The following is an 11639-nucleotide window of genomic DNA, read 5'->3' on the forward strand; positions in this document are numbered from 1 at the left end:
ACTGATTCAGCGCCACCGAGGCCTCGGTATCTACACCACCCTGGGTATGGCGCTGAACCTGTGGCGAGGGAGCTTGCTCCCGCCGGCGGCCTGACAGCCGAGCGGCATCTAACGGTTAGACCGCGATGCAAATGTGGGAGGGGGCTTGCCCCCGATAGCGGTGTGTCAGCCGATTCATCAGGTGACTGATTCAGCGCCATCGAGGCCTCGGTATCTACACCACTCTGGGTATGGCGCTGAACCTGTGGCGAGGGAGCTTGCTCCCGCTGGCGGCCTGACAGCCGACCAGGATGCTGGAGTGGAATGAGTACATATCCGTTGCTGCGGTAACGGCTGCTTATGGTTTCGCTTTTACAGCGACTCACTTTTGGAGAGGCCCAAAAGTAAGCAAAAAGCCTTCGCCCCACCACTCGGCACCTCGCCCAGGCTCGGTGTGCCCGTAATCCGACATTGATTTGGGGGGCCGCCGCCACGCGCCATCCATGGCGCGGGGCGGCTAAACCGGCATCCCTGCCGGTTTACCCCCCAAATCAATATCGAATTCCGGCCAGCGTGGTTGACGGGGCGCCTGAGATCAAGATCAAGATCTAAAGCAAGATCAAGGGCGGCTCGCTTCGCATCGTGGTTACCATTGTAGAAAAGCTTATGCGCCGACAGGATCTGTCAGTCAGCTTGGTTGTAGCTGAGCCACGGCCATCGGGGGCAAGCTCCCTCCCTCATTTGCCTTGCTGCGTTGCAGCTGGCTCGCTACCAGGGTGTTCTTCAGCAAGTAGGCTATCGTCATCGGCCCCACACCGCCGGGCACTGGCGTGATCGCGCTGGCCACGGTGCGTGCGCTGGCGTAATCGACATCCCCCACCAACCGCGTGCCGGTCTCGGTCGTGATGCGGTTGATGCCCACATCGATCACCACTGCGCCGGGCTTGAGCCAACGGGCGTCGATCAACTGGGGTCGGCCCACGGCGGCGACGACGATGTCGGCCAAGCGGCACAACGCCGGTGCATCGACGCTGCGCGAGTGCACCACGCTGACCGAGCAGTTGGCTTGCAACAGCAAGGTCGCCATGGGTTTGCCGACAATGTTCGAACGACCGATCACCACCGCGTGCAAGCCGCTCAAGTCGCCGCAGGTTTCGTGCAGCAGGCGCATGCAGCCGCTGGGTGTGCAGGGCGTGAGCACCTCGATGCCTTGCACCAGGCCGCCGACGTTTTCGCGGTGGAAGCCATCCACATCCTTGATCGGGTCGATCGCGTGGATCACCGCCGCTTCGTCGATCTGCGCCGGCAGCGGCAATTGCACCAGGATGCCGTTGACCGATGTGTCGGCATTCAACTGGGCAAGCAGGTCGAGCACCTGCGTCTGGCTGGCATCCTCCGGCAGCCGGTATTCCAGGGAGCGAATCCCGACGTCCTTGGCCCGCAGCAGTTTATTGCGCACGTAGACGTGGCTGGCCGGGTCGTCGCCCACCAGCAATACTGCCAGGGCCGGGTAGATCTGCTGTGAGGCAAGCAGCAGGACCTCTTCGCGAACCTCATCGAGCACCCGCGCAGAGATGGCCTTGCCGTCAATATCGCGGGCAAGCGTGGGGAGAGAACTGGTCAAAAGCGTCACCGTTGTCTGGGGAATCAAGGCGCTGAGGGATAAGAATCCCTCAGCCATAGGCAGGCCAGAAGGCTCAGGCTACCAGTTGATGGCAGGCATACACCACCAGCACACCGGCGACCAGCGTGGCATAGGGCAGCCAGCCGGCGCGGCGTTGGCCGTCATCGGCCTGGATATACAGGTCAGTGAGCATGGCGGCGGGGAAGCGGCCCTTGTCCTGCACATAGTGGCGGTAGCAGAACACCGGCAGGATCAGCAGCGCCAGCAACAAACCGGTGACCAGCGTGCCCGCGCCCCAGATGTCAGCGCCCAGGCCCATGCAGGCCAGGTTGACGAAACTCAGCACGCCGCCGGCCGCCAGCAGCACGGTGGGGGCCTTGTACGGGCGCACCCAGTCGGGGCGGTCAAGGCGGTGGATCCAGCCGGCATTGAGGTTGAGGAAGTTGAAGATGATGTAGCTGACGTTTGAGGCCGCAAGCACGAATACATAGTCCGACATCAGCAACAGCAGCAGGTTGAACGACAGGTCGGTCCACATCGCCGCCGTCGGCGCGCCATGTTCGTTGGTGCGCCCCAGGTACTTGGGCAGCCAACCGTCCACCGACGCCTGGTACAACGTTCGCGACGAGCCGGACATCGAGGTCATGATCGCCAGCAACGTCGCCAGCACCAGCATGATCAATACGATATTGGCCACCACCTTGCCGCCGCCGATGCTGTCGGCCATCACCTGGCCAACGCCCATGCCGCTGTAGATCGCCGGCGAGAGCAGGCCGCTGTACACCGCGGGCGTGACGACTGCGCCGCTGGCATCGAGCACCGCTGGCGTCACCAGTTGCCCCAGCCCGAGGCTGCCTTGAAACGCCAGCGGCACCAGGGTGAACACCAGGATGCACAGCAGGCCGGCGTAGAAGATCGCCTTGAAGGTGTCGCGCTTGGGGTCCTTGAATTCGCGGGTGTAGCACACCGCCGTTTCAAAGCCGTAGGTGGACCACGCCGCCATGAACAGCCCGCCGGCCATCAATGACCAGCCGGACATATCCCATGGCCCATCGATGACTTGCCCGGCTGCGTCGTGGGCCAAGGGGTACAGCGGCAGGAAGTTGGCCTGGGTCGCATCCCCGGTGAACAACGGCACCACGCCCACCAGCAGCAGCGGAATCAACGAGGTGACGCCGAGCACCAGGGTCAGCCGTGCTGAGCGCAGGATGCCGCCGTGCTGCACGGCAAACACCGTGAGCAAAATCAACAAACCAATGGCGAACGTCGCGTTGATGCGCAACGACAGGCCGCTTTTCACCCAGCCCAGGTCCAGCAGGGTCAGTTGCCAGGTGTTGATCAACGCATCGGCGGGAAACAGCGCCGTGAGGATATACCCCGCCGCCAGCCCCGAACCGATGGACAGCACCGGTGACCAAGCCAGCCAGTTGCACCACACCGACACCGGTGCGATCAGTTTGCTGTAGCGCACCCAGGCCACCGCGCCGTACACCGAGGCGCCGCCGGATTTGTGCGGGAACAGCCCCGCGATCTCGGCGTAGGTGAAGGCCTGGATAAACCCGAACAGGATCGACACGATCCACACGATCCACGCCGGTTTGCCCACCGTGGCGGCAATCGCACCGATGGAGAACAGCACCAGCGCGGGTACGCCACTGGCGACCCAGAATGCCCCGCGCCAATCGATCTTGCGGTGCAGGCTGCCCACCGAGCCGGCAGCCTGCGGTACAGCCTCGAACGTCGTCGCTTCCATCTTCGTATTCCCATGTCTGAATAGCGGTTAGGTTGGGGCAGTCAAAATGCGCTGGCACTCCCGTTTCGGGACGATCAGCTGCGCACCCGGCTTTTGTCCGGGTCGTAGAAAATCGCGGCGCTGACCGTGGCGCTGATGCGCTTCTGCAGGCCATCGACTTTGCCGATCTCAAGTTCAGTGCCGGGCTCGGCGCAGCTCACGTCGACCCGGCACAGCGCAATATTGCTGGCCAGCAGCGGTGAGCGGCAGGCACTGGTGATCACCCCGACCTGGGCGCGGCCCTGGTACACCGGGTCGCCGTGGTGGGCGACCTCGTTGCCGCTCAGGTGCAGGCCGACCAGTTTGTGGCTGGGGTGGGCGCTGCGCCGTAGCAGGGCGTCGCGACCGATAAAGTCATCCGTCTTGCTCTTGAGCGGCACGCTGAAACCGATACCGGCCTCGAACGGATCGGTCTGGTCGCTGAACTCGTAGCCGGCGAAAATCAGCCCGGCTTCGATGCGCAGCAGGTCCAGGGCTTCCAGGCCCAGGGGCACCAGGCCCAAGGGTTGGCCGAGTTGCCAGATGCGGTCCCAGACCTGTACGGCGTCTTCGGGCTGGCACCACACCTCAAAGCCCAGTTCGCCGGTGTAGCCGGTGCGCGAAATCATCAACGGGCAGCCGTCGAAACCGTCCAGCCGACCGACCAGGAAGCGAAACCAGCCGAGGGTTTCCACACTCGGTTGCGTGGGCGGGGTCCAGACCATCTGCTTGAGCAGCTCGCGACTCAGCGGCCCTTGCACCGCCAGGTTGTGAATCTGCTCACTGGCCGACTTGACCCACACCTTCATGCCCAGTTTCTGTGCCTGCTCGCGCAACCACACGCCGGCGTAGTCTTCGCCGCAGATCCAGCGGAAGTTGTCCGGGCCCAGGCGCAGCAGGGTGCCGTCGTCGAGCATGCCGCCGTGGGCGTGACACATTGCCGAATACACCACCTGGCCCACCGCCAGGCGCCGTACGTCGCGGGTCAGGCAGTACTGCAACAGGGCTTCGGCGTCGGGGCCGATGATTTCGAATTTGCGCAGGGCGGTCAGGTCCATCACCGCCACCCGTTCGCGGCAACCGAGGTATTCCTCAGTCACGCCGTAACCGTCGTAGCGCAGTGGCAGCCACCAATTGCGGTAGTCGGTGAAGCTGCCGGTGAGGGCGCGGGTGCGTGAGTGGAACGCGGACTCACGGGTGAGGATCGGGTCGGCATCCGCCGTGGTTCGAGTGCTCATGGCGATGGAAAAACGCTCCTTCTCGCTGTAGATGCGGACATGGATATCGGTCGGGTTCCAGCCGTTGGCCGGGTCAATGTCATCCGGGCACGAGGTACTGCCGCACAGCAGGTCGTTCATGGCCCGCAGCAGCACGTAATCGCCGGGCCGCGACCAGGGTTCATCCAGGGTCATCTGCTGGTGCGCATCGATGCCGGTGTTGAAGAAGAAATTGATCGCCGGCCAGCCGTTGCGCGCCTGCACGCCATGGGGCGCAAGGACGCGGCTGAGGTTGTCGCTGCAGTTGTCGTGCCCGAAATAGCCATGGGTTTCGTAGTAGCGCGCCGCGCAGGCCAGGGCGAATGAATCGTGGCGCCCGACCGTGTCTTGCACCACCTCCAGCATCGGTTGCATATGGCGGTCGAAAAACTTCGAGAACAGCCCCGGTGCTGGATACGCGCTGCCGTTCAGCGTGCGCGTGACGGTCTGGTCCAGGTCCAGTTCCACGCCGCGATCCAGGGCTCGCCGGTCGAGGGCGACGAAGTCCGAACACTGGCGGCCCGCGACGTCCAGCACCTGGATGTACTGCCCCTTGGCGACGGTGTAGCTGTGGGCCGTGCCCGCGCGCAGGGTGAATTCGTCGAGTACATCGCCCAACGGCTCGGGCAGGGCGGGCACCAGCAGCGGCGACGGGTTGGCCCGCGTCACTATCAGGCGCAGCTCGCTGGGCCGGTATTGCCGGTCGACGGCCGTAGCCTCGGCGGGTGCGGTGACAATCACCAGCAGCGCGTCCTCGGCGACAAACTGCCGGCTGTGGCCGGGCGGGCTGTCGGCGTCCCATAGCGAGGCGGCCAGCGGCAATGCCTGTGCGTCGATGCCGCGCCGCCGGAGCGCCTGGCCGATACGCCCAGGCACACGGCAAGCCGTTGACGCGTTCAGCCCCCAGCTTGCCAGCGCGCTGCGACCGCCAGCGTCGAGGGCCAGCAGTGTGCAGGTTTGCCGGCCTTCGACGTCGATCACGTGCAGGCTGTCGCCGGGCTGCAAGTCGACCAGGGTCACACCGCCGGCGGCCACGCGGTAGCGTTCCAGGTTCGGCGCGCGGGCAAACAGCCCGGGCTCTCGGGGATGGGAAACACGGGGTGCATTCATCATCAGCCGACCGACTTGATGGGGGTCGTGGGCTCTCCCAAGTAGGCCGCCATCGAGTCATCCAGAGCCTGCAACCACGGCGTGTGGTGCGGCGGCGACTGGGTGCCGGTCATCAGCGAGCGATAGGACTTGTCGCGATAGCCCATGATGTTTTCCGCCTTGTCGTGCTTCCAGTGCAGAAAGGTTTCGTTGACGGCGGCGATGTCGAAACTCGGGTAGTCGGTGGCGTCCACCAGTTGCTGGATGTAGGCGCCCTGGTACTCGAACATCTGCTGGTTGGTTTCCAGGGCCTGTTCCCGTGCGTGCCACGCTTGGCTGTCGGCGACCATGTCAGCGTGGCCGGGCAGTGGTATGCGCCCGAGGATCACATCGCGGGCATACCAGGCCTGGGCGTCGAACATGTTGAAGGAGTACCACTGGTCCTGCATGCCCAGGTAGATCAGGCGGGGGTTGGGTTCCCAGAACACGCCCTTGTAGAGGTTCATCGGCCACAGGCGGTTGTCGGTCTTGAGGCTCAGTTCGTCCGGCAGGAACGGGAAGTGGTGCTTGTAGCCGGTGCACAGGATCACCGCGTCGATGTGCTTGCTGCTGCCGTCGACAAAGTACGCGCGGTTGTTTTCCAGGCGCTGGAGCAGCGGTTTTTCTTCCCAGTTATCCGGCCAGGCATAGCCCATGGGCGCGCTGCGGTAGCAACTGGTGATGCTGCGCGCGCCGTATTTGTAGCATTGCGAGCCGATGTCCTCGGCCGAATAGCTGCTGCCGATAATCAGCAGGTCCTTGTCCTTGAACTCCAGCGCCTCGCGAAAATCGTGGGCATGCAGGATGCGCCCGGCAAACTGTTCGAAGCCTTCGAAGTACGGCACCTTGGGCGTGGAGAAGTGGCCGCAGGCGTTGATCACATAGTCGAATGCTTCGCAGGTCAAGGTGTCGCTGGTGTAGTCGTGGGCGTAGAGGGTGAAGCGCTGGCTCTGTGCGTCGAAGGTGACTTGGCGCACCACATTGTTGAAGCGGATATAGTCGCGCACGCCAGCCTTTTCCACGCGGCCCTTGATGTAGTCCCACAGCACTTCACGCGGCGGGTAGGAACCGATGGGCCGGCCGAAGTGCTCTTCGAAGGTGTAGTCGGCGAACTCCAGGCATTCCTTGGGGCCGTTGGACCACAGGTAGCGGTACATGCTGCCGTGCACCGGCTCGCCGTTCTCGTCGAGGCCGGTGCGCCAGGTGTAGTTCCACATGCCGCCCCAGTCCTGCTGTTTCTCGAAGCACACCAGTTCGGGGATGGCGGCACCTTTGTCGCGGGCCGACTGGAAAGCGCGAAGTTGCGCCAGGCCACACGGGCCGGCGCCGATGATTGCAACACGTAGGGTCATGAGCGTGCCTCCTGAAGGGTTCAGCGAAAGATCACTGTCTTGTCCTGGTTGATGAACACCCGGTGTTCCAGGTGGTATTTCAGGGCTTTGGAAAGGGCCACGGTTTCGGTGTCACGGCCGATGGCAACCAGCGAGTCGGGCAAGTGGGTATGGTCGACGCGCTGGATTTCCTGCTCGATGATCGGGCCCTCATCCAGGTCGCTGGTGACGTAGTGGGCGGTGGCGCCGATCAGCTTGACGCCACGGTCATAGGCCTGGTGGTAGGGCTTGGCGCCCTTGAAACCGGGCAGGAACGAGTGGTGGATATTGATCGCCCGGCCCGACAGTTGCTGGCACAGGCCGTCGGACAGGATCTGCATGTAGCGTGCGAGCACCACCAGGTCGGTCTGGGTGTCTTCGACGATGCGCATCAGCTCGGCTTCCTGGCGGGCCTTGGTGTCCTGGGTGATCGGCAGGTAGATGAAACGAATGCCTTCGCGCTCGGCCATCGCCCGCAGGTCCAGGTGGTTGGAGACCACGGCGGTGATGTGCATGTCCATCTCGCCCTTGCGGTGGCGGTAGAGCAGGTCGGTGAGGCAGTGGTCGAACTTGCTGACCATCAGCAGCACGCGGGTCGGTTGGCGTGAGCTGAACAACTGCCAGTGCATGTCGAAGCCACCGGCGAGGTCGCCGAGGCCGTTGCGCAGGGCACCGATGTCGCCGCTCACGCCGGTGTTGAAACGGAACACCGCGCGCATGAAAAACTGCCCGGTGAACTCGTCGTCGAACTGCGCCAGCTCGCTGATGTAGCACTGCTGTTGGGCCAGGCACGCGCTGATCGCGGCGACAATCCCGGACGCCGCCGGGCAGGTGATCTTGAGGATGTAATGTTCGCGGGAGGCGTCCATCGAAGGCTCCTGAATTCAGTGAAGGAAGGCTCAGCCCTTGGCCGTGCGCTTGGTTTTTTGCGGGTCGTCGAAGGGCAGCGCGTGGGTGCTGGCGCTGGCCTCAAGGCTGCCGCGTACCTGTAAGGCAATACCGGGTTCTGAGCAGGCGACGCTCATGCGCGCGATGGCCATCGAGCGTTTGCTCAGGCGCGAATACATGCCGCAGGTGATCACGCCGACTTGCTGATTGCCTTGCCATAAGGTGTCGCCAGCCTCGGCGGCGCGAACGCCCTCAAGCAGCACGCCGGTGATCTTGAAACGCTCCTGGCCGCGCAGGCGCAGGTGTTCTTCGGCGCCACGGAAGGCGTGCTTGCCGGGCGAGACGGTGAAGTCCAGGCCCATTTCCCAGAGGGTGTCGCCGGCCTTCTGGTCGGCGAAGGGGTACATCTGCGAGTTGTCGTAGGGGAAGAACATCAGCGAGCTTTCCACCCGCAACCAGTCCAGGGCGGTGAAGGCGCAGGGGATGATCCCCAGGCTCGCCCCTTGTTCAAGGATGCTGTCCCACAGGAACGGCGCATCGGCGGCCTTGCAGAAAATCTCGTAGCCGCGCTCGCCGGTGTAGCCGGTGCGGGAGATCATCACCGGGCGGTCGAACAGGCGGGTTTGCAGGTGATGGAAGTACGCCAGTTGGCGGATGCCGGGCACGTGTTCGGCGAGGAAATCCACCGCCAACGGACCTTGCAGCGACAGGTCGTGCAGGTCGTCATCGAACAGCACCGCTACTTGCCGGCCCTGGGCCGAGCGCACAAGCATTTCATGCCCGGTGCCGGCGCCATGCACCACCATGAACGCGTTGGGGCCGGTGCGGTAGACGATGCAGTCATCGACGAACTTGCCGTCCTCATCGAGCATCGAGGCGTAGACCGATTTGCCGGGGTAGAGCTTGGCGATGTCGCGGGTGGTGGCCCACTGCAACAAGCTCTCGGCGTGGGGGCCCACGTAGTGGACTTTTTTCAGCCCCGACACGTCCATCAACCCGGCGTGGGTACGGATCGCCTGGTGGTGGTCGGCGAGGTCACTGCTGTAGGTCCAGGCAGTGCCCATGCCGTTCCAGTCTTCGAGATTCGAGCCGAGGGCGCGGTGCCGTTCGGCCAATGCAGAAATACGCCATGAGTGGGTCATGTGAGGTTCCTTGTCGTAGAAGAGGGGGCGTCAGGCCTGTGGGTCGAACTGGCTCAACCACTCGACCAGCGTGTGGCGGTAGCGGGTCATGCCCTTGTAGTCGGCGATGGGGTCGGGCAGGTCGCGCAGCACGCGGTGCAGGCGACAGCCCCAGCCGGGTTGTGTGACCAGCTCGTCCAGGCTGATCAGGTAGGTACGGATGCTGAACATCACCGCGTGGCTGCGCGGCAGGCGCGCCATCACTTGCAGTTCGACCCGCAGGTGTATCTGCTGCCCGACGTTCTGGGCGGTGATCTGGCCGCGATCGGCGCCCCATTCATGGAAGGTTTCCGGCGACGAATCCAGGCGCGGGTTGATGGTCAGGGTCCAGTTCAAGCGCCGTACCGGCTGGCCGACCTGCACGTTGAGCAGGTACTTCAGTGCGCGCTCGAACACGCCCATCTGATGGGCCATGGGCACCGGTGCGTGCCATTGCTTGAAACTCATGCCGGCGTCGAACGCCAACGACCAGTCGGCCGGGCTGGTGACCAGGCCGGCGTCCATGTACAGGTCGCCGTCGCGCTGGTCGAGCAGGGCGAAATCCCCCTGCACCTGGCGGCCGATGTACTCCAGCGGCGCGCAGGGCAGGCTGGTGGCATCGCCGAAGATGAAGGGCTGGTCGATGTCCAGCAGGTGGTTGCGCCACTGCCAGCGCTCGCCGTCTTGCACCAGGCTGAACCACTGCGGGTAGTCGGTAGCCAGGTGCTCCATGATCATCTGCAGTGCATCCCAGGCGGCCACTTGCATGTGTGGCATCACCAGGTAGCGGCGCGGGTCCTTGTCCAACACCAGGGCGCGCTCGGCCATTTCCGAGCGGTAGTGCTCGTCGATGTCGAAGGCGTGCTCATAGATCGAGCCGGGGTCGCGGGAGATGGCCGGTTCGATGTTCACCGAGTACAGGTAGCTGTCCTCGGTAAAGGGAAAGGGAAAACGGCGGATCGCTGCCGGGCTGTTGCGAAAACTGAAATCGTCGCGATAGCTCAGCACGGGGCTCGTTTGCAGGGGCATGGCACTCACTCCTATAGGTCCAGCGAAACGCAGGGGCCGCTGCCGCGCGAGACGCAGGGCATCAGAAAGTCGGCCTGCTCGGCCGGGCTGAGGAAGCTGTCACGGTGTTCGATGGCGCCGCCTTGGTGGCGCGTGATGCATTGCCCGCAGACCCCGCCACGGCACAGGTTGGGCACTTGCAGGCCGGCCTGTTCCAGGGCCTCGAGCAGGCTTTGCTCGGCCTCGACCCGCAGGCGTCGGCCGCTGCGCAGCAGGTGCAGGTCGAACGGCTGGCCGGGTTGTGCGCCCTTGAAGGCTTCCGAATGCACGCGCTTGAGCGGCCAGCCGAGGCGTGTGGCGTGTTGCTCAACCGCCTCGAGCAAGGGCTGCGGACCACAGGTGTAGACGTGGCTGCCCAGCGGCCGGTTGCCGAGGATTGGGTTCAGGTCCGGGCGCCGTTCGTAGGCGTGCAGGCGCGGGCCGAGGCGGTGTTGCAGCTCGTCCAGATACACGTCGCTGAGGCCCCGGCGGAACAGGTAATGCAGTTCGAAGTCGGCCTGCTGTTGTTCCATTGCGGCGATATAGGCCATGAACGGCGTGATCCCGATCCCGGCGGCGATGAGAATATGCAGGCGCGCGGTGCCATGAGGGGCGAACAGATTGGCCGGCGGCGAAATCTGCAAGGTGTCGCCGACCTGCACCTGCCTGTGCAGGTACTGCGAGCCACCGCGCGAGGCGTCTTGCAGGCGCACGGCAATGCGATAGTGCTGGGGGTGCGCCGGGTCGCTGGTGAGTGAATAGGCGTTGCGCACCGTGCCTTCGGCCAGCGGCAGGTGCACCTGCACATGGCTGCCGGGCGAGAAGCCGGGCAGGCTGCCCGTGGCGGGCGTCAGGGTGAATTCGCGAACGACGGGCGTGAGCATGCGTGCTGCGCTGACCTGGACGTTGAGGGCCGCGCTCATGGCTGGAACCCCGCGTAGGGCTGGTCAGGGTTGATGCACACGCCGAGGTACGCCCCCAGGCGCCGGGAAAAATGCGTGCGGACCTCCAGCCCGACGTGGCAGCCGATGCAGTTCAACAGCGGCGCCGGCCCGGCCGCCTGGGTCAGGCCGCAGTGCGCGCAATACACCTGGCGCAGGCCCGGCGTGGTGCAGGTCATGTCGATCTCGTCGTCTTCCAGGCCCGCGGCACGGGCCTCGCCGTGCACACGCCAGATAAAGGCTTCGTCGCCCAGCAGGTAAAGCCGGCAACCCACGGTGGCGCTGGCCAACGCGTGTTGCAGGCGCCGCGCAAAGTCAGGGTGTTCGCCGTTCAACAGCACGGGCATGTGCAGTTCGCTGATGAACGCTGCGCGGGCGGCGGCGGATTGCATCACCACGATGGGGCGGCTGCGGGTAGGCGTCATGCGGGCTCTCCACGGTGCGTTTTTGTTTCCTGTTGGGAGAGATACTTTCC

General features: G+C 64.4%; 9 protein-coding genes. All 9 read right to left on the minus strand.

What is annotated here, in order from left to right; genetic code table 11:
* Positions 1 to 667: 667 nt before the first annotated feature.
* The 9 genes from K7431_RS22015 to K7431_RS22055 all read right to left on the minus strand — a co-directional run bounded on the left by K7431_RS22015 (position 668) and on the right by K7431_RS22055 (position 11589).
* Complete coding sequence (locus tag K7431_RS22015) at positions 668 to 1603, minus strand: bifunctional 5,10-methylenetetrahydrofolate dehydrogenase/5,10-methenyltetrahydrofolate cyclohydrolase (RefSeq protein ID WP_043205171.1); 936 nt, start codon at positions 1601 to 1603, stop codon at positions 668 to 670.
* A 73-nt stretch (positions 1604 to 1676) separates the two neighbouring features.
* On the minus strand, positions 1677 to 3356 hold the full coding sequence (locus K7431_RS22020) for an APC family permease (RefSeq protein WP_012723555.1): 1680 nt from the start codon (positions 3354 to 3356) through the stop codon (positions 1677 to 1679).
* A gap of 74 nt (positions 3357 to 3430) precedes the next feature.
* A complete protein-coding gene (locus tag K7431_RS22025) occupies positions 3431 to 5740 on the minus strand; it encodes a DUF1989 domain-containing protein (RefSeq protein ID WP_043206207.1) in 2310 nt (769 codons plus the stop codon).
* Positions 5741 to 5742: 2 nt separating this feature from the next.
* Positions 5743 to 7110 (minus strand): NAD(P)-binding domain-containing protein, encoded by a 1368-nt coding sequence (locus K7431_RS22030; RefSeq protein ID WP_012723557.1) that lies wholly within the window; start codon positions 7108 to 7110, stop codon positions 5743 to 5745.
* Between the two features lie 20 nt (positions 7111 to 7130).
* A complete protein-coding gene (gene purU, locus K7431_RS22035) occupies positions 7131 to 7997 on the minus strand; it encodes a formyltetrahydrofolate deformylase (protein ID WP_012723558.1) in 867 nt (288 codons plus the stop codon).
* Positions 7998 to 8027: 30 nt separating this feature from the next.
* On the minus strand, positions 8028 to 9158 hold the full coding sequence (locus K7431_RS22040; RefSeq protein ID WP_012723559.1) for an aminomethyltransferase family protein: 1131 nt from the start codon (positions 9156 to 9158) through the stop codon (positions 8028 to 8030).
* A gap of 30 nt (positions 9159 to 9188) precedes the next feature.
* Complete coding sequence (locus K7431_RS22045) at positions 9189 to 10205, minus strand: heme-dependent oxidative N-demethylase family protein (protein ID WP_043205173.1); 1017 nt, start codon at positions 10203 to 10205, stop codon at positions 9189 to 9191.
* A gap of 11 nt (positions 10206 to 10216) precedes the next feature.
* Positions 10217 to 11146 carry a PDR/VanB family oxidoreductase gene (locus K7431_RS22050; RefSeq protein WP_012723561.1) on the minus strand — a complete coding sequence of 310 codons (930 nt, stop codon included), beginning with the start codon at positions 11144 to 11146 and terminating at the stop codon, positions 10217 to 10219.
* Complete coding sequence (locus K7431_RS22055) at positions 11143 to 11589, minus strand: dimethylamine monooxygenase subunit DmmA family protein (RefSeq protein ID WP_012723562.1); 447 nt, start codon at positions 11587 to 11589, stop codon at positions 11143 to 11145. Before K7431_RS22055 ends, K7431_RS22050 begins: the two co-directional genes overlap by 4 nt.
* Positions 11590 to 11639: the final 50 nt, after the last annotated feature.

This window comes from Pseudomonas fluorescens group sp. (assembly GCF_020093335.1).
Classification (GTDB): domain Bacteria; phylum Pseudomonadota; class Gammaproteobacteria; order Pseudomonadales; family Pseudomonadaceae; genus Aquipseudomonas; species Aquipseudomonas petroselini.